The sequence below is a fragment of the Saccharopolyspora sp. NPDC050389 genome (assembly GCF_040655595.1).
GTDB lineage: Bacteria > Actinomycetota > Actinomycetes > Mycobacteriales > Pseudonocardiaceae > Saccharopolyspora.
Window position 1 is genome coordinate 1 of the sequence record NZ_JBFAKG010000144.1, and the last position, 17,929, is coordinate 17,929.

Below are 17,929 nucleotides of genomic sequence, written 5' to 3' on the forward strand. Positions count from 1 at the left end.
GCCGTGAGTCTTTTGGGCTGCTATAGCAACCCAAAAGACTCACGGCCCCGTTGCGTTCGCAGCCCGGCTCGCTCGACAGCACTGCGCCGGTCAGCGTTCCCGCTGACCGGCGCAGTTCGCTTCCCCCCTCCGGCAGGGCGTTATCCGGCCGGGGCTTGGCGCATGGCGGTGTTGGGGTCCAGGGCCGGGCCTTCCGGCAGGCGGGCCACCAGGCCCGCGGGCAGCCGCACCGGGCGGGCCGAGCTGTAGCCGAGCATCCGCAGCACCTCCGGTGTCGCCACCGGGTAGCGGCGCCCCATGTCCGTGACCACGGTCAGCGTGCCCGCCGGGGCCTGCTCCGACGGCATCGCCTCGACCACGGCGGCCCACCCAGGCGGCACGTGCACCCGGTCGGCCAGCGGCGTCCCGTTCGCGCTCCGGCGCGTGGTCGCGGTCATCGGATCTGCCGGCGGCAGCACCGGATCGACCACCAGCAGGGGCACCGCCCCGCCCTGACCGAAGGTGGCGCACACCGTGGCCTCCCGGTCCCGCAACCGAGCGACCTCCGGCCGCGTCGCCGGCGCCGAGCCCGCGGCCGCCACGACCGGATCGAGCCGCCGCGCCGTGGCCGCCAGCGACGGTGCCAGCTGAACCGCCTTCGGCTCCCCGCCGGGGTAGGCGGCGAGCATCGTCTGCGCGTCCGCCAGCTGGATGTCGTGCTGCAGCTGGGTAATCGGCCGCAGAGCGTCCCGCTCCGCCAGGTAGTACTGCTGCCCGCCGCCCGAGGTCTGCACCACCAGCAACATCCCGACCCGGATGTCGGTTCGCCCGGGCACCGCCGCGGACGGCTCCCCGGCTTGTGCCACCGCGAGCGGTTCGATCGGGGCTCCTTCCGGCAGCACGTCCAGCCAGGCCCGCCCCACCCTGGCCCACGGCTCGGACGTCAGCGCGAGCCCGGTGCCGACGACCGCGTCGTAGGAGTTGATCTGGTGCCGGCGGCCGCGCCAGATCAGGTACCGCTCCCCTGTCGGCGCCAGCTCGACCAGCAACGCCTGGTCGTCCAGCCCTGCACCACCGCCCGGTTCGGCACCGGCCAGCAGCACCGACTCCTCGACCCTGCTGCCCGCCAGGTCGCTGGCCGGTGCCGAGCACAGCGACCAGGAGCCGGTCAGCAGGCGGTCCGGGCCGGGCAGCGCGTCGGGCGCGCCCGGGATGCCGATACGGGGCCCGCGGGGCACGTCGGCGAGGGAATTGCGGGAAACCTGCTGCGTGGCGCGGTGATCACCGAGCAGCAGCAGCGCGGACGCGTAGTTGGCGACCGGGTACAGCCGGTCGTTCAGGTAGACGTACCGGGTGCCGGTCTCCTTCTCCACGATCACCGCGGCGTCCTTGCGCCAGGCGTTGTTGCCGCCCGGCACGATCATCCCGTAAACGCCGACGCAGGCCAGCGACACGATGGCCAGCGCGATGCTCGCGAGCACCGCTCCCGTCGGCCTGCGGAACGGCGGCTGCTCCGGATCGGTTTCCCTGGTGACCAGGGCGGAAATCGCCCGCTGGACGAGGAACTGGTACGCCTGCAGCTGGTCTCGTTTCGACGCCATGCGATCAACCCCCCAGTCCGCGCACGTAGCCGTACAGGCCGAGCACGGCGCACGCCACCGGAACGATGGCGACCATCACCAGGATCTCGAAGTACTCGGCGAACCGGCCCAGATACGGGTTCGCGGCACGGGTGCTGAGCAGGATGCCGGCCGCGATCGCCGCGGCGGCCACGACCAGCAGCAGCGGCCCGGCGAGCACCAGCCCCACCGCCGTCACGCCCGGGCCGACCACCAGGCAGCCGACACCGAACATCCCGGTGACCAGCAACGGCACCCGTTGCCGCAGGATCGGGTACAGCCGCGCGCGCAACAGGAATCCGACGGCGAGGACCGCCGCCATCACCACCGAGCTCCCATCGGCGCTGCGGACCAGCGTCGCCAGGCAGCACATCACCACGACCGACGCCCCGGTCAGCATTCCGGTGAGCAACCCGTCCGCCCTGGCCACCGCGGCGTGGACCAGCGCGAGGGGCGGCGGTGGATCGTCGCGCACCAGATCCGCCGTCGATCGCGGCAGCACCGGCATCGGCACCCTGCCGAGCCGCAACGCCAGCGGAGCGAACACTGTGGACAGTGCCAGCAGCCCGCCGCCGACCACGGCCCCGACCTGGTAGCCCGCCAACCCGTCGATCGTGGCCAGCCAACCGGCGAGCACCCCGAGCAGGCCGACGGTGACCGCCCCCGCGAACAGGGACTGGGCCGCCGTCACGCCGAGGTGACCCACCAGGCCCGCCAGCAGCAGCAACGCACCGGCGAGCATCAGGTGGCCCGCCGACAGCTCGGTCACCGGATTTCGCCCGGCCAGCAGCAATCCCCCACCGGCGAAGGCGAACGGGAGCGCGACCCCCGCCAGCACCGCCCCGGCATCGGCATCACCGACCGCACGGGCCAGCAGCACGCCCGCCGCGAGCAGCAACACCGCAGTGCCCAACGCCCACAACGCTGGCGATGTCCACGGCGGGCCCGAGCGCAACACGGCGACCAGGCCGAGCAGCACCGCCGCCGCGCCGGCCGCCAGTCCCGCCACCCGGGTGTGCCGCGGCCCCCACGCCCTGCCGGTGTGGCCGGAGCCGGTGGCGATCGCGTCCACCAAGTCGTCGTACTCCAGCTCCGGCCAGCTGATCCGGCGCGGCGCCAGGTGCAGCACCTCCCCGTCCCGCACCCGGTGCGAGCCCAGCGTCCGGTCCAGGTCGAAGGCCGACCCGTCGACCCTGCGCAGCTGCCAGCCGCCGCCGGTGACGCCATCGTCGGCCAGGCCTTCGCCGGCGCGCGCCAGCAGGCCGGGAAGGAGCTCGGCGACGGCCGCGTGCTCTGGCAACGCCATGTCGATTCGCCGCCGTGGAGCGGCGATGGTCACTCTGACCAGGCCGGTAGTCTGCATGGTCGAAAGCTTCGACCGCGGCGGGCGATCGCGGGTGGCGAAGGCAGGAACCTGCCGCATTGCGCGACTTTCGCCGCAGACCGGCCGCACTCCTGGAGAATGGGCGCATGAGCATCGAGAGCAGCGGCGCGGTGGGCGACCTGAGGCTGCTCGCCGAAGGACCGACCGCCAAGGTCTACGCGGGCCGACTGGTCGATGACGGCACCGCGGTCGCGGTCAAGATGTTCACCGACGGTTTCGACGCCGACACCACGGCGTGGCTCGACCGCGAGCGCAAGGCTCTCGACGCGTTGCGGGAGGTGCGGCCGATCCTGCCCGTGGACGCCGTGATCAAGCACCGCGACGGCCGCTCCGGCGTGCGGATGGAGCTGTGCCGGGGCTCGGTGGCCGGGCTGTTCGACTCCGGCGTCGCGCTGACGCTGCGCGACGTGCTCGCGATCGGGTCGGCGGTCGCCATCGCGCTCGCCGCGGCGCACCGGGCGGGCGTCTTGCATGGCGGCGTGACGCCGCACAACGTGCTGTACCGCCGGTCCGGCGAGTTCGTCCTCGCCGACTTCGGATTGGCGCTGCGCCGCCGGTTTCCGCGCGACCCGATGCACGCGGTGGCCTACACCGCCCCCGAAACGCTGCGCGAGGACACCATTTCCGCGGCATCCGACCTGTACGGGCTGGGCGCGATCCTGCACACCGCGCTGACGGGTGCGCCGCCGTTCCCGCACCGCACCGGGCAGCAGCCCGGCGAGCGGATCCTCCAGGTGCTGCGCGAGCCGGTGCCCCCGATCCGGGCCGCCGGAGTACCGGCCGAACTGTCCGATGTGGTCGGTCGGCTGCTGGCCAAGGACCCGGCAGACCGACCGCAGGACGCCGCGATGCTGGTGACGTTGTTCGCCAACATCCAGCGAGCGACGGGCGGCGGCGCGATCGAACCCGGCCACGACTCCGGCGAGGTCGACGACGAAGAAGACGAACCCGCCGCCAAGTTCGACGACTTCGCCGAGGTCGCGCAGCACCAGCCGCCAACCGCCGGACACGCCCCACCGGTCGCTGCCGGACACCCTCCACTGCCGGTCTCCGGACACGTCCCACCGGTAGCCGCCGGACACGCTCCGCCGGTGGCCGAACCGGTGACACCCGGCCGCACCCTCGTCCACACCTTCGGTGGCGAGTCGAAACCCGGCAAGCGCCCGCACAACCGGCGGCGCACCGGCATCCTGATCGGCGCCGGCGTGGTCGTCCTGGGCCTGACGGCCGTGCCGCTGTTCGTCGGGTCGAGCGAACCGGCGGAACAGGCCGAATCCGCGCCCACCGCGGTCGCCGCTCCCCCACCGCAGCAGCCGGCCGACCCGAAGCCGGACGTGAACCTCGAAGTGGCCCCACCGGAGGACCGGGGCGACCAGGTCCAGCTGACCTGGCGAGCGGACGGCGACCTCGACTTCGCGGTGGTGGTAGCGGGCGAGCGGATAGACACGATGGTCCTGGTCGCCAACCGGGACCGCACCAAGGTGGTGCCGGTGGACCCGGCCCGCAGGTACTGCTTCCAAGTGAGGGCCACGGACGGAAAGCACATCTACACCAGCGACCCGATCCCAATCCGAGGCACCCGCTGCAACCTCTAGTGCAGGGTTTCGCCGCGCGTGACATGTCGATCTTGTGCGACCTGGGCTTTCTTTTGTTGTCTCACAGAGACGACACCAAGATCAGTCTCAGTGTCGTGGCATTTCTTCGGCGAGTCGTTTTCGCGGCGTTCGGGATCTCAGGCGGATGGCGCCCTGCGATGAGCGCCTGAGATGCCGTGTTCGACGGCGTCGAACGCCTGGTTCAGGCGCTGACGGTGCGTCGTGGCGATGTCGGTGAGGTCGTCTCCGGCGAGTCGGCGTCGTACCGTCTCGACGGCGACTGTCCGGTATGCGGCGACAAGCAGGGCCGCGGCCAACGTGCTGTCGCCGGAGAACGTCGTGTCTGTGTCGAGCTCGGCGGCCAGCTCTGTCTCGATCTCATACGCGAATGCGCGAAGCCGCGCGATCAAGGCGGGCGAAGCCGTGACGGTCCGCATCATCGGTTCGATGTCCCCGTTCAGGCCCGAGAGCACGTGCCGCTCCTCCGCGAGTGCGAGGGCGGCCTGACGGAGCGTCTCGACGGCGCTGGTGTCGTCCGCCCGCTCGCGGACTGCGGTTCGCACGATGTCGACAACGTCCGGAAGACGATCGAGCAGGAGGTCTTCCTTCCGCTCGAAGTGCGAGAACACCGTCACCTTGGACACACCGGCGGCTGCGGCGACCTCGGCGATCGTGACGTCGTCGAAGCCGCGCTCCAGGAACAGTTCACTCGCGACGTCAGCGATGCGCGCTCGCGTCTTCGACCCGCCGCGATCTCCTCGATTCGGCATGTGAAAAGGGCTCCCTCACTGCGCTTCATCCTTACGCAGTATACTTATTCGATAAACTTATCAAGTAAAGTCTATCGTATAAGCTACCGGGCAACGCCACTCCTAACGGACACGAAGTTCAGGGCTTTGGGGGAGCTGCCAATCGCCGCCCCGGTCCTCCTTCGAGAACCGCGCGACGAGGTCGGGGATGCGCAGGAAGGTAGCCAGTCCCGCGACGGCGAGGAAGGCGTTGATCCCGAACCGGCTCATGGGCATGCCGAGGCGCAGCAGGCGCGGTTTCACCGTGGCCTGAACCTCGTCGACGAACGGTCGAAGTGTCGTGTCGTAGTTCGCCAGCGCCCGAGGCAGGTCAGTGGGGTGTCGGTTGATCTCACCAGCCAGGACGTAGGCGCCGACCAGACCGCCGGAGACCCCCATGCCGCTGTAGGGGGAGGCGCAGTGCGCGGCATCTCCGACAAGGGCCACGCGTCCGTGGGACCAGGTGTCCGTACGGACCTGCACGACCTCCTGGGAGTAGAAGCTCGGGGTCGTCTCCATGCCTTCGATGAACCGGTCGGTCTGCCATCCCGCACCGCGGAACCGCTCGGCCCAGAACTCTTTCTGGCGTTCGACCGGCTCGCGATGAGTGGCTGAGGCTTCCTCCGATGTTTCCCGTAGCACGAAATACACCTGAGTCTCATCCGGGTGGTGACTCCTGCGCATGATCATCCGGCCGCCGGGGGCGTTATAGGTGTCGCGGATGTTGCTGTCCGACGCGATGCGCGGAACGAACCAATACGACATGTGGATGCCCATCTGCCAGTACGGTTCTGGAGTCCCGGCCGGCAAGATGGCTCGACGGACGCGCGACCCTTGCCCATCGGCACCGATCAGCAGGTCGAACGCGTCGGACGAGCCGTCGGAGAAGTAAGCGACGACCTTCTTCTCATCCTGCTCGAAGCGATCCACGCTCGTCCCGAAGACGTAGTCGACGTCGTTCTTCGTCGCATCGTTGAGAATGCGCACGAGGTCTCCACGCATGATCTCGTACTCGGACGTCAGAGTCTGGCGCCCCTGGCCGGACGTGTTGGCCATGATCGTCGCCCTCGTCTTACCCTGGGCATTCACAAAGGCGACGCCGGCTTCGTCCACTAGTTTGCTCTTCACGACATCGAGAAGCCCCATGGCCTCGACCGCCTCGATGCCTTGACCGCGGAGATCGACCTGTGCACCCGTGGCTCGCAGCGCCGGGAAACGCTCGACCACGACTACTCGATGACCACCTCGCACGAGCCAGTAGGCCGTCGCCTGTCCCGCGATACCACCACCGCACACGAGGACCTTCAAGGAGCGAGTTCCGGATGCGGATGTCATGACACCGATTCCCATCTGCCAGTACCAGGAAGACGATCGAGCAGTACCCGTCCCGGTCTCCTCGATTCGGTCCGGCACGATCGCCGCTTACTTGGTAAACTTACCAGGTAAGGTTACCGAGTCTGAGCAGCGCGGTACGGGAGAGGTCCGGCCGCTGTTCGATTGGAGGAGTGATGACGTCGCCGACCCCGCCGCGTCCGGTCAACATGTCGCGCGAGCGCTACAGCCCAGGACCCGAACTTTCTGAACGTGCACGCACGGGTCGACCGACCAGAACGGAAACCGCTTTCGGTGTATCCGCCTGGCTGGTCACCCGCTACGAGGATGTGCGTGCGGTACTCGGTGACGCCAACCGGTTCAGCAGCGCGGGTCTTGTCCGCCACGCGGATCGCGCCTCCTCGCGAACCGATGCCGACCCTTCCGACGAGTTGCAGTTCGCCGACGCGGCGTCGTTTATGGTCGGTCAGGACCCGCCCGAGCACACCCGTCTGCGCCGGCTGCTCACCCCGGAGTTCACGATGCGCCGCATGCGTGTGTTGGAGCCTCGGGTGCGGGCCGTTGTCGGCGACGTTCTCGACGACATGCAGGGCGCCGGCCCGCCGCTCGACCTCGTCAAGAGCTTCGCGCTGCCCATCCCCTCCCTGGTCATCTGTGAACTCCTTGGCGTTCCCTACTCTGACCGGGAGATGTTCCAACGTCTGTCGTCGGTTCAGCTTCAGCTCACTACCTCACAAGACGAACGAACCGAAGCGTTCCTTGCTCTTCGTTCTTACCTGAGCGATCTCGTCAACCGGCATCGCAGTGCTCCGGATGATGACCTGATCGGCATGCTCATCCGCGAACACGATGAGGACATCAGTCACGACGAGCTGGTCGGTATCGCCCTTGTGCTGCTGATTGCGGGGCATGAGACCACCGCCAACGCCCTGGGCACGGGCACCGCCCTGTTGCTAGAGCACCCCGAACAACTGGCCGCGATCCGCGACGAGCCCGAGCGTGTCGACGATGCCGTCGAAGAACTGCTCCGTTTTCTCACCCCGGTGCACTCTGGTCTGCCCCGAACCGTCATGGCGGACACCGCCGTCGGTGGGCAGGAAATGCACACCGGCGATCTGGTCGTTCCGTCGCTACCCATGGCCAACCGGGACCTGAGTCTTGTCACCGCTCCAGATGACTTCGACATCTCACGGAAACCGGTCCCGCACGTGGCTTTCGGACACGGCATCCACCACTGTATCGGCGCGCCACTGGCCAGGATGGAGCTACGGATTGCGCTACCAGCGTTGTTGCGGCGCTTCCCCAAGCTCCGGCTCGAGCTTAGTCCGGCAGACATCCGCTTTCGCAGCATGACAGCCGTGCACGGCGTCGAGAGGCTTCCCGTCGCTTGGTGATCCACGGTGGCCGACCAGAAAGCAGCCGATGCGCGAAATGGAATCTCAAGACCGTGGCGGATCCGCCACGTCACCGCCTAGCATTCCGAGATTCCGCCACGAATTCTGAGACCCTCAATCTAGACGGAGGCGTAGTTTCCGCTGTTCAGACCACTTGAATGCGCTGAACGACCCTACCTGCCCAGTACGGGGACGAGCCCCCGGAGCAGGTACGCCCCGCACCAGCGGGACTCGGCGTCGGAGTCCAGGAGGGTTTCCTTCGTCAGGGCCTTTGCCAGCTTCCGGGGATTCGGGGCGGTGGTCGGGTCTTTCGCAACCGCCTTGGACGTCTCCCAGTCGTGTTGCAACAGCTTGGACACCTCGGACGCCAAGGACAGGAACCGGACCTTCTCGTCCGTCTCCAAGCAATCCACGATGAGCTCGATGTCCTCGCGCATCGACATCTTCGAAAGCACCGCGAGCGCGTTCGCGCGCAGCGTCGACGTCTTCCCGGTGCGGACCCACTCCCGCAGGTGGTTCGCCCCCGACTCACCGAGCTTCGACGCGAGGAAGAAGTCGACGGCGCGACTGGATGGCGCGGTTGCCAACACGCCGGGGTCGCCGCTGTCGATCGAACGTGCCAGCTCGGTGAGCGTCGGTCGGTCAGCCTTCATGGTGCGAGGGTGCGTGATGTCCCGGCGACGCAGCATGTCGTCTCCCAACGGGCCGAGTTCGCGTTCGTACGCCACCACGATATCTACCGTGATCGGCCGCCGACCAGTCTCGATCAGCCCGAGGTAGGGCTTGGAGTAGTTCGTGAGTCGCGCCATCTGCGCAAGGCTGATCCCTGCGTCAACCCGCGCGGACCGAAGTTCGGCACCGACCTCATCACCGGCAGAAGACACCTGTAGACCCCCAGAAGCTTCCGAGTCACTCCCAGTGATCCGAATACTACAGAAAGACACCTCTCCCTTGACCAGTAGGCGGGGTTGTCTTTCCAGAGATCGGGAGGCGCGATGTGGAAACGCTTGCTGGAAAGGCGTCAGTACCGGCGCGAGTGGGCCGCCATGCGGAAGCAGAGGAAACGGGTGGACCTGCGGAAGTGGCCCGTGCCTTGGGGGTTGCGATGAGCGAACCGTTGTCGCTTGAGCTGAAGGAGCTGCTCACCGAGTTGCGCTTGCGGGGTTGGACCCTGATTCGCTGGGGTCCGGAGGACGCCCCTCAGCTCATGGCCTCGATGTTCCAGCACCCGCAGGACTGCGCCGACGTCTTCATCCTCCGCAGCCAGGACCAGGCCACCGCGTACCGCGTGCCCACGCCGGACAGCGCTGGGGTGTTCAACCCGCAGGCCGTGGCTTACCAATACCACGCAACGCCACTGTGGACGCTCCGGGCGATTCTGGCGCTTCCAGCGCCAACACACCCGCAAGCACCGTTCTGCATCCAGGAACCGGCTCATGAGTGCTTCTTGCCGGAGAGGCTGGCTCGTCCGGTTCTGATCCGCCCGTTGTCACCGTCTGCGAGTTAGCGAATGGCAAAGCTCCCGTGTCAATGGCTGTACCTGGGCGGCTTCACCTTCCGCTGGGGACGTGGGGACTCCGCTATCGACGTCCTGCGCGGTGACACCGGACCAGTGCACGAGAACCACCACCGGGTGGCCTCGATCCCGGTCGATCACAGCTGGGACGACATCCGAGACCTGGACTAGAAAGCGCGTGGGTGGCTGCACGCCACCGCAGCGCAGCGTGCAGCCGCGAGCCAGCGGAAGTCGAGATGACCTCTCGGCCGCTCCCTCAAGATCGGTCTTGCTGGCGGCCTGTGGGGAGCAGTGTGCGTAGTTCCAGTGCCGCTCTCAGTCTGGTGGACAGTGGGCGGGTCGCTAGTGCTCGCCGGACCTCTCGGACCTCTTCCCAGGCTCGCCGGGGTTGGCCGTCCGCCACCGGGACTCCTGACCACAGCGCCATGTCCAGCACCTTCGCCAGCCTTGCCACCGGCTCCGCCGTTCGCTCCCCGATCATCGCGCCCGCCGATTCGGCCAGATCTCGCGGTGTCATCCCAATCCGGTACGGCACGCCGTGCGCGCGAATCCGGTCGCGAGCTTCCGCCCACGCACCCATCACGCCATCGGCCCCGGCCAAGCGCCTCCTGCGCTGGGCGCGCACGGCCTTCGCCAGCGGCACGCCGACCAACCAGCAGGCAAGCAGAAGCAAGAGCCCAGCGACGGAAGCCACCACTCCCCACTGCAGCGGATCGGCGCCGGACGCCTGCTCATCCGCCTCCTCCTGCTGCCCCGGCGGCAGCTGGGGCGGGCGCAGCTGGTTCTCAGGCGGCAACTGCTGCCGGGCCTGCGCGGCCGCCATGGCCAGGCCGAACTGCTCCCGGCCGGACTGGGCAGCGGTCGCGGTCGGGTCCAGCGGCACCCAGCCGACGCCCTCGACCGCCACCTCCGGCCACGCCAGCACGTCGCCGTTTCGCACCACCTTGAAGTCGCCCTCGGCCTTGTTCGAGCCGCGGAACCCGACGACCAGCCGGGCCGGGATCCCGTTCAACCTCGCCAGGAGCACGTACGCGGCGGCGAACTGCTCACTCGTCCCGCGCTTGCTCTCGACGAGAAAGTGCCGCAGCTGCGGCCAGCCGTGCCCGGTCGGCAGGTCTTCGCCGACCGCGACCTGGTAGTTCTGGCTGAGGAACCGGTCGAGTTGCAGCGCCGCCTGGAACGTTGGGCGTAGTCCGCGCACCGAATCCCTGGCCAGCTGGGCGATTTCCGGAGGCACGACGCCGACACCGCCGAGCCCGCCCGCCTGGGGATCGACCGGGGCGACACCGAGCCGCGCCGCATCGATCTGGGGCGTGGACCAGCTCAGCCGGTAGGAGATCGCCTGGCCTGCGGGCACCGGCTGATCCACCAGCAGCGCGCCTGAGGACTGATCCACCAGCGGCGCGAGCCCGGTCACGCCCACCGGGACCGGCTGGCTCGGCAACCACGGGCCAAGCCCGCCCCGCACCCGCAGGTCGGCCGTGCCCGCGGTGCCGCCCGGCACCCCGTCGAGGCCGGTTCCCATCCGGCGCAACCGCGCGTCGGTCGACCAGTTGGATCCGTCGAAGCCGTCCAGCACCACCAAACGCCACCGGTCGACCGGCGCATCGCTGCGGTAGCGGAACACCTCCCGGTCGCGGTCGGCCAGGCGTTCCGCGATCTGGTCCAGCGGATTGCTGAGCCGGTTCTGCCGCAGCGGCACCAACCTGCCGTCCGCCAGGCGGTACGGATCGCCGCCGACCGGATCGAAGCCACCGATGATGACGGAGCCTGCCACCACCCCGACAACCGTGGGCGCCACAAGCAGAATCCGCGCCCTGGACGGCCGTCGACCCGGCTGGAGCGCCCCGCGCGGCCGGGCAGCCGGCCGCCCGGGGCGCTCCGCCCAGAGCAGCACGCCGGCCGGGACGGCGTAAGCGATCGCGGCCAGCAGCGCGGCGAGCCCAGTCAGCGCCTGGTACGCCTGGCCGAGTGCGACCACCGCCAGGCTCGGCAGCAACGCCGCCATCGGCTTTCGCAGCCGCAGCAACAACTCCAGGCCGAGCACGACGGCGAACAGCACCGCCAGCGGCACGAACAACAACTGCTCGGCATCCGGCCTGGCGGGCCAGGTCGACTGCAGGCTGAGCAGCCAGCCCTCGGTCAACCCGCGCCCCAGAACCCGCAGCGTGTCCCCGGTGGGCAGGCCAACGACGGTGGTCGGGAACAGAACCGACTCGATCAGCCCGAGAAGAGCCGCCAGCAGCACCAGAAACGGCCGCCACGGCGCCAGTTCCGGCCACCGCGCGGCAAGTTCGACGCAGCCGTAGCCGACGAGCACCACGACGAGCACCGGGACGATCAGCGGTGCCAAGCCGAAGACCGGTGCGAACAGCAGCCCGGAAACCGCTGCGGCGCAGAGCAGTCCGGCAATCGCCAGCCGGTTGCGCGCGGTCATGCCGGACCCGCCTGCAAGGCGTTCCACTTCGCGGCGGCATCGGCCGCGTCCGACGCGGCGATCAGCCCGTTGCCCGCCGACGACTGCCGGGCGCCGAGCCGGACCAGCACGTCCGGCCGCCAGCGGTGCGCGGCGACGTCGGCGTCCGGCCCGGTGATGATCACCAGGATGCCGCCGGGCCGCGTCGCGGCGAGCGCGGCCGGCACGAGCGGCGCATCCGCCGCCGCGTCCTGGCCGACCAGGCACAACTCGTCCAGCAGCGACCTGACCGCCCGCAGGCCGCTGTCGACCGGCGTGTCGATGCCGTTGGAGGTGATCAGCCGGCAGTGCTGCCCGGCCGACGCCGACGCGCAGAGCAGCGAGGCCGCCACCTCGACGGCTTCCTCGAAGACGGCCGGGCTCATCGCGGCGGGCCGGTTGTCGAGCACGGCGGTGAACCGCAACTGCGCCGGGTCGGCGTACTCGCGCACCATGAGCTGACCGGTCCGGGCCGTCGCCTTCCAGTGCAGGAGGCGCACCTCGTCACCGATCACGTACGGCCGGACGGCGCGCAGGTCCGCCGAACCGCGCAGCGGTGGATCGGTGATCGGCCCGTCGTGGTGATGCCGCGGGTAGCCGGCCCGCGCCGGGCGCACCTGGTGCCGGCGCGGATGCGCCCACAGGTGCGCGGTGCCGCCCGCGGTCCGGTCGCCGTGGGCGAGGCCGAAGGGATCGAACCGGCTCAGCACGAGCGGGCCGACCGGGAGCCGGCCGCGCGCCGTGGTGAGCAGCTCGTAGTGGTACGTGGCCTCCGCGCCGGGCGCGAGCGGGCGGACCTGCACCTCGTTCACCTCGGTGCCGACCCGATCGCCCGCGGCGAAGCCGCCGTGCCGGCGAGTGGTGTCGTTGCGGACCACCAGGGACGCCAGCGCGGGCTCGCCCCGCTCGACCCGGTCCGGGGTGACGGACCGGACGACCTCCACCTTCGGCTGGAACAGGGTGGTGGCCACGGCGGCCAGCACCGCGCCCACCGCGACCCCGGCCAGCGCCCGGAACAACGGATACCCGGCCACCTCGCCGAAGACGAAACAGGTTGCGGCCCCGAGAAGAACGAGGAGGCCGCGGCGGGTCAGCCGCACTCCTACCTCCTCGCCGGATCCGTCGGCACGGCGGTGTCGGCCAGCAGCTCCGCCACCACGTCGCTCGCCTTCCGCTGGCTCAGCTCCGCGTCTGGGGTGAGCACGAGGCGATGAGCGAGCACCGGGACCGCCACGTCCTTCACGTCGTCCGGGGTCACGAAGTCGCGGCCGTAGGTGGCGGCGAGCGCCTGGGCCGCCCGGATCAGGGCGATGCTGCCGCGCGGGCTGGCGCCGTAGCGGACCGCCGGATGAGTCCGGCTCGCCGCGGCCAGCCGCACCGCGTAGGAGATGATCTCGGTGGCCAGGCGCGACTTCCGCACCTCGGCGATCACCTGCTGCACGCCGTCGATGTCGATCACCGGCTGCAGCTCGTCCGGGCTCACCCCGGCGCAGTCGCCCATCACCACGCGCACCTCGGCGTCGTGATCCGGGTAGTCGACGGACAGGCGCATCAGGAACCGGTCCAGCTGCGCCTCGGGCAACCGGTAGGTGCCTTCCATCTCGATCGGGTTCTGCGTGGCCACGACGAAGAACGGCCGGGGCACGTCCTGGCTGACCGAGTCGACGGTCACCCGGCGTTCGGCCATCACTTCCAGCAGCGCGGCCTGGGTCTTCGGCGTGCCCCGGTTGATCTCGTCCGCCAGCACCACGTTGGCGAAGATCGCGCCGGGGTGGAACTGAAACCGCTCGGCGTTCTGGTGGTACACCATCACGCCGGTGATGTCGCCGGGCAGCAGGTCCGGGGTGAACTGGATGCGGCTCCACCGGCCGCCGATGCTGGCCGCGATGCACCGCGCCATGGTCGTCTTCCCGACCCCTGGCACGTCCTCGATCAGCAGGTGACCCTCGGCGAACAGGGCGGCCACCGCGAGCCGGACGATGTCCTCCTTGCCACGCATCACCACCTGCACGTTCTCGGCGATGAGGTCGTAGGTGACCTTGGGGGTGGGTGTCACAGCAGTTCCTCGCCCTTCCTCGACGCAAACCCGCCGGCGGCGCCGGCCCGATCAGAACACGACTCCCCGGCTCCGCCCGGCTATCCCGGCGCTCCCGTCCAGCTGTCCGTGGCCTGGCCCGCCGGGGTCGTCATGTTGACCGTGATCTTGATGCTGCCGGCCCAGAAGACGTTGTTGAAGACGATCTCGGAAGGCCCGTCGCAGGCCGCGGAAGCCGACAGGAATTCGATGAAGCGCGCCTCGCAGGTAGCCGACGAGCCCTTGGCGTCGGCGTTGACGCTCACGATCAGCCTGTTGTTGCCATCGCCCCGCACCCCGGTGATCTCCACGGTGGGCGGGCCCGACGGCACGGTGACGCTCTGCTTGCCGGGATTCCCCTTGAGCACGGGAGAACCGGACGGGCCGTACCGGGTGACTGCGCGGACCGTGATGGTGGTGGTGCCCGTGATCCCCTGGAATTCCGTGCTCTGGCCGGAAACCTCGCGTTCGCCCTTGCCGGACGCGCTCACCAGGTAGTGCACCAGCTCCGCCCCGTGGCGTTCGGGTTCGGTCCACGTCACCGAGACCCGCCCGTCGGCGCCCGCCTTCGCGGTGACCTTCGGCGCTTCGGCCGCGCGCCCCGGCACCACCGCCTTGGCGCTGGCGCCCGAGCCGCGGCCCGCCGAGTTCTCCGCCGTCACGGTGATCACGTAGGACTTGCCGTTGGTCAGCCCGCTCACGGTGGCGCTCGACGCCGACCCGTCGACCGTGGTCGACCCACCCGGCCAGCTCAGCCGGTACCTGGTGATCCGCGCGCCGTTGTTCGCGGCGGCGCCCCAGGTCACCGTGGCCGAGCCGTCGCCGGCGACCGCCTTGACGTTGCGGGGCGCGCCGGGCGGCGTCGCGGCCGCGACGACATCCGACAGCACGCCCGGCACCAGCGGCTCCGAGTCCGGTGGGTCCTCGGTGGTCGCCTCGTCGGCCGTCCCGTTGCGGGCGGCGTCGTCGATGGACACCTCGGCCGCCGATCCGTCCTCGCCGTCGACCACCAGCACCCGCGAGCCGTCCGAGGTGTCGACGTAGATCCGGTTGTCCTCGCCCAGCGCCGGTCGCGGCGGTTCGCCGTTCTCCGGAAGCTTCTTGGAGCTCTTCAGCTGGCCCTTGCTGTCGTAGGTGAGCACTTCGTGCCGGGTCTCGTCGACCACCATGACGACGTGCGAGGCCGCGACGGGTCCGGCGATCTTGCCTTCCTTGGGCAGGTCCACCGAGACGGGCCGGGCGACCGGGCCGTTCTTCTCCAACCCGGCGGTGCCGATCAGGTGCAGCTGCTTGCGGTCCGGGTCGACGACGGCGAGCCGCCCGTCGACGGCGCTGTTGGCCACCTGGGCCGTGGGCGGCAGTTTGAGGCCGATGTCGGCGGAATCGCCGAGCCCGTCACCGCTGATGGTGTGCAGCGTGTCCGCCGTGGTGTCGATCACCACCGGCCGGTCGCCGACGACGGCCAGCGCGCCGCCGTGGCCCTTGGGCAACTCCGCGGGGCAGGCCAGCCTGGTGGCGCCGCGCGGCAGCTGGCAGATCGAACCGGTGTCGATCCGGTGCAGCCACACCGTTCCGTCGGAGGTCGCCACCGGCGTGGACAGCGGGCCGCCCGCCGGGACGGTGGCCGTCGGGTCGCCGAGGCGGGCTATCCGGCCCGCGTTGCGGTAGACCAGGTACGGGCCGCCCGCGACCTCCAGCACGACCGGCTGCTCGGTGGCCGGTGGGGTGACGCTGTTCTCGACGCTGAGCGTCGACTTGCTGAACTCCGTGATCCGCGACCGCTCGACGACATATCCGGAGCGCTCGCCCTGCACGACCTGGCTGCCCTGCTCGGCACCGGGCACGTTCGCCCGCGCATCCACCTGGCCGGTCGACCCGTCGACGTGGAACGCTGCCTGCGAAGTGCTGTTGTAGACCCAGTGACCGACCTGGATGAACTGCAGGCCAGGCGGAACCGACGCCTGTCCGGTAACGGCCAGGCCGACCAGTCCCAGGCAGCCGGCGACCAGCAGCGCGATCGCCGCGCGGCCGCGCGCCGCGGCGCTTAACCGCTGCAGAGCCGGGGATTTCGAGCCGGACTTGTCGTCAGTCACCCGATGACATTAACAAGCGGTCGATGAAGATTTGATGATAATCACCAACTTCGGACGCGAGGTGCGCACGCGCGATCCGCTGTCACCAAATCCTCATTTTCCCTGTGGAGACTGGGCCCGGGGGAAGGCACGAGGAGGCAGCACGGTGACCGATCCAGGCGCGACCCGAGCCGGCGTGCGAATCGACGCACCGGCGATCCCGCAACCACGAGCGACTCCGGTTTGGCAACCGGCGATGACCGCGCACCCGGCCGCAACCGCGGATGCTTCCTTCGCCGCTCAACCTGTCGGCCGGCAGCCACAATCGGCGGTCGCGGCTGCCGCTCGGCAGGTCGAGGCACGACGACGCGCGATGCCCGCTCGCCCGCTCGGCGGGATCGGGGTGCTGCAGGTCATTTACTGGCAGCTCGTGCTGATCGCGGTCGTGCTGGTCATCGGCCGGCCGTGGCCCGCGATCGCCGCGGTCGTCGTCGTGGCCGCGATGATCCTGGCGCTGACGGCGGTTCGCGTCCGCGGCCGCTGGCTGTACGAATGGCTCGCGTTGTCGTCGAAGTACTTGCTGCGCAAGCGAGACCGGGATCTGCGGAACGCGGACGAGGCCGGGCGCGCGCTGCTGCGCCTGATCTCGCCGGAAGCGGTGTGGATCGTGGACGACGTCGGCGACGAGACGGTGTCGATGGTCAGCCGGGCCGCTGGGATCGCCGCGGTGCTGCAACCGAGATCGACCACGCGCGCCCCAAAGCCGATGCCACCGCCCGAGATGATGCTGCCACCGCTGAACGAGCAGGCACCGGCGTTCGCCGTGCAGGTGGTGCACCACGCCGGGTTCAGCCAGGCGCACGCACCGCGCGTCTGGCTCACCCTGCAGGTGCTGCGCACGGTCGAGGTGCATCGGGACGCAGACGTCCAACGGGCGCTCGGCAACGCCGTCCGGCGGGTGAAGCGCCAGCTCCGCCGCGACGGCACACCCACCAGAGGACTCACCGAGAACGACGTCCTCGGCGCCATCTCCTCGCTCGCTCACGTCACGGCCGATCGCGGCCGCATCCGGGAACAATGGCGCCTCTGGCACGCCGGACCGGTCTCGCAGGCGACCTTCGAACTCGGTGGCTGGGCAGGCCTTTCCCCAACGGTCGCAACGCAGGCGCTGCACCGCTTGCTCACGGCCGCTCCGCACTCAGCGCTGACGATCGCCGTCACGGCACGCAGGTCGACAACCGAAACCGAACCCCAGGTGGACGCGACGTTGCGCATAGCGGCGGCGAACCTCCCGGCGCTGGAGCACACAACGCAGGCGCTGACCCGGCTGGCCCGCGAATGGGGCATCGGCATGAAACGCCTCGACGGCCGGCATGTCCAGGGAGTGGCGGCCACCTTGCCGATCGGCCTCTCGGACGCACGCCAACACCGCTGACACCGGGCACGAACGTCCTGTTAGGACACCACTGGCGCCGCACGTTCCGCCCTGGACGAACGTTTCGCCAGGTGAGTGCCCGTGAGTACTTTGGGTTGCTATAGAGGCTGTTTTGGATGTGGTGACGTGCGGATGTAGTAACGCGGGCGTTTTGCACTTGAAGCGGCGCAGCCGCTTAGCCCACCCACGCCGCTTGCACCGCCGCGGGTTCTCAGAGGCCTTCTCGCGAGGACAGCCCCGACGTGGTGAATTGGCATTCATGATGTCGGGGATCCCACAGCGAGAA

At 69.7% G+C, this 17,929-nt stretch carries 14 protein-coding genes; 5 read left to right on the forward strand and 9 right to left on the reverse strand.

Annotated features, from left to right (window positions below; genetic code table 11):
* Positions 1–140: 140 nt before the first annotated feature.
* Both eccB and eccD read right to left on the reverse strand, forming a co-directional pair.
* Positions 141–1,580, reverse strand: a complete 1,440-nt coding sequence (gene eccB / locus AB0I53_RS46330; RefSeq protein WP_358616708.1) for a type VII secretion protein EccB — start codon at positions 1,578–1,580, stop codon at positions 141–143.
* Positions 1,581–1,584: 4 nt separating this feature from the next.
* Positions 1,585–2,961, reverse strand: a complete 1,377-nt coding sequence (gene eccD / locus AB0I53_RS46335) for a type VII secretion integral membrane protein EccD (RefSeq protein ID WP_358616711.1) — start codon at positions 2,959–2,961, stop codon at positions 1,585–1,587.
* Between the two features lie 107 nt (positions 2,962–3,068).
* Between eccD and AB0I53_RS46340 the strand changes: the two genes are divergently transcribed.
* Positions 3,069–4,577: a protein kinase gene (locus AB0I53_RS46340; RefSeq protein WP_358616714.1), complete on the forward strand. Its 1,509-nt coding sequence runs from the start codon at positions 3,069–3,071 to the stop codon at positions 4,575–4,577.
* Positions 4,578–4,714: 137 nt separating this feature from the next.
* On the opposite strand, the gene AB0I53_RS46345 is transcribed toward AB0I53_RS46340, so the two are convergent.
* The gene (locus AB0I53_RS46345; RefSeq protein ID WP_358493660.1) at positions 4,715–5,347 is read right to left on the reverse strand and encodes a helix-turn-helix domain-containing protein; all 633 of its coding nucleotides are present in this window, start codon (positions 5,345–5,347) and stop codon (positions 4,715–4,717) included.
* Between the two features lie 102 nt (positions 5,348–5,449).
* Positions 5,450–6,715 (reverse strand): FAD-dependent oxidoreductase, encoded by a 1,266-nt coding sequence (locus AB0I53_RS46350; RefSeq protein ID WP_358616717.1) that lies wholly within the window; start codon positions 6,713–6,715, stop codon positions 5,450–5,452.
* Between the two features lie 158 nt (positions 6,716–6,873).
* On the opposite strand from AB0I53_RS46350, the gene AB0I53_RS46355 reads away from it, so the two are divergent.
* Positions 6,874–8,091 carry a cytochrome P450 gene (locus tag AB0I53_RS46355; RefSeq protein WP_358616719.1) on the forward strand — a complete coding sequence of 406 codons (1,218 nt, stop codon included), beginning with the start codon at positions 6,874–6,876 and terminating at the stop codon, positions 8,089–8,091.
* Positions 8,092–8,264: 173 nt separating this feature from the next.
* Here the strand turns inward: AB0I53_RS46355 and AB0I53_RS46360 are convergent, their stop codons facing one another.
* Positions 8,265–9,035 carry a helix-turn-helix domain-containing protein gene (locus AB0I53_RS46360; RefSeq protein WP_358616722.1) on the reverse strand — a complete coding sequence of 257 codons (771 nt, stop codon included), beginning with the start codon at positions 9,033–9,035 and terminating at the stop codon, positions 8,265–8,267.
* Between the two features lie 161 nt (positions 9,036–9,196).
* On the opposite strand from AB0I53_RS46360, the gene AB0I53_RS46365 reads away from it, so the two are divergent.
* Both AB0I53_RS46365 and AB0I53_RS46370 read left to right on the forward strand, forming a co-directional pair.
* Complete coding sequence (locus AB0I53_RS46365) at positions 9,197–9,598, forward strand: hypothetical protein (protein WP_358616725.1); 402 nt, start codon at positions 9,197–9,199, stop codon at positions 9,596–9,598.
* A 3-nt stretch (positions 9,599–9,601) separates the two neighbouring features.
* A complete protein-coding gene (locus AB0I53_RS46370) occupies positions 9,602–9,778 on the forward strand; it encodes a hypothetical protein (protein ID WP_358616727.1) in 177 nt (58 codons plus the stop codon).
* A gap of 85 nt (positions 9,779–9,863) precedes the next feature.
* On the opposite strand, the gene AB0I53_RS46375 is transcribed toward AB0I53_RS46370, so the two are convergent.
* The 4 genes from AB0I53_RS46375 to AB0I53_RS46390 all read right to left on the reverse strand — a co-directional run bounded on the left by AB0I53_RS46375 (position 9,864) and on the right by AB0I53_RS46390 (position 16,229).
* A complete protein-coding gene (locus AB0I53_RS46375) occupies positions 9,864–12,044 on the reverse strand; it encodes a transglutaminaseTgpA domain-containing protein (RefSeq protein WP_358616730.1) in 2,181 nt (726 codons plus the stop codon).
* A complete protein-coding gene (locus AB0I53_RS46380; protein WP_358616733.1) occupies positions 12,041–13,162 on the reverse strand; it encodes a DUF58 domain-containing protein in 1,122 nt (373 codons plus the stop codon). Before AB0I53_RS46380 ends, AB0I53_RS46375 begins: the two co-directional genes overlap by 4 nt.
* 2 nt (positions 13,163–13,164) lie before the next feature.
* Positions 13,165–14,118 (reverse strand): MoxR family ATPase, encoded by a 954-nt coding sequence (locus AB0I53_RS46385; RefSeq protein ID WP_358616736.1) that lies wholly within the window; start codon positions 14,116–14,118, stop codon positions 13,165–13,167.
* 80 nt (positions 14,119–14,198) lie between these two features.
* Entirely contained in the window at positions 14,199–16,229 is a 2,031-nt protein-coding gene (locus AB0I53_RS46390) for a fibronectin type III domain-containing protein (RefSeq protein WP_358616738.1), read from the reverse strand.
* A 145-nt stretch (positions 16,230–16,374) separates the two neighbouring features.
* Between AB0I53_RS46390 and AB0I53_RS46395 the strand changes: the two genes are divergently transcribed.
* Positions 16,375–17,643 (forward strand): type VII secretion protein EccE, encoded by a 1,269-nt coding sequence (locus AB0I53_RS46395; protein ID WP_358616741.1) that lies wholly within the window; start codon positions 16,375–16,377, stop codon positions 17,641–17,643.
* Positions 17,644–17,929 lie beyond the last annotated feature (286 nt).

Excerpts from the sequence above, each read along its gene's own strand:
- AB0I53_RS46355 (WP_358616719.1), top strand. The coding sequence starts at position 6,874 with ATGACGTCGCCGACCCCGCCGCGTCCGGTCAACATGTCGCGCGAGCGC.
- AB0I53_RS46365 (WP_358616725.1), top strand. The coding sequence starts at position 9,197 with ATGAGCGAACCGTTGTCGCTTGAGCTGAAGGAGCTGCTCACCGAGTTG.
- eccB (WP_358616708.1), bottom strand. The coding sequence starts at position 1,580 with ATGGCGTCGAAACGAGACCAGCTGCAGGCGTACCAGTTCCTCGTCCAG.
- AB0I53_RS46375 (WP_358616730.1), bottom strand. The coding sequence starts at position 12,044 with ATGACCGCGCGCAACCGGCTGGCGATTGCCGGACTGCTCTGCGCCGCA.
- AB0I53_RS46340 (WP_358616714.1), top strand. The coding sequence starts at position 3,069 with ATGAGCATCGAGAGCAGCGGCGCGGTGGGCGACCTGAGGCTGCTCGCC.
- AB0I53_RS46350 (WP_358616717.1), bottom strand. The coding sequence starts at position 6,715 with ATGGGAATCGGTGTCATGACATCCGCATCCGGAACTCGCTCCTTGAAG.
- AB0I53_RS46345 (WP_358493660.1), bottom strand. The coding sequence starts at position 5,347 with ATGCCGAATCGAGGAGATCGCGGCGGGTCGAAGACGCGAGCGCGCATC.
- eccD (WP_358616711.1), bottom strand. The coding sequence starts at position 2,961 with ATGCAGACTACCGGCCTGGTCAGAGTGACCATCGCCGCTCCACGGCGG.
- AB0I53_RS46370 (WP_358616727.1), top strand. The coding sequence starts at position 9,602 with ATGGCAAAGCTCCCGTGTCAATGGCTGTACCTGGGCGGCTTCACCTTC.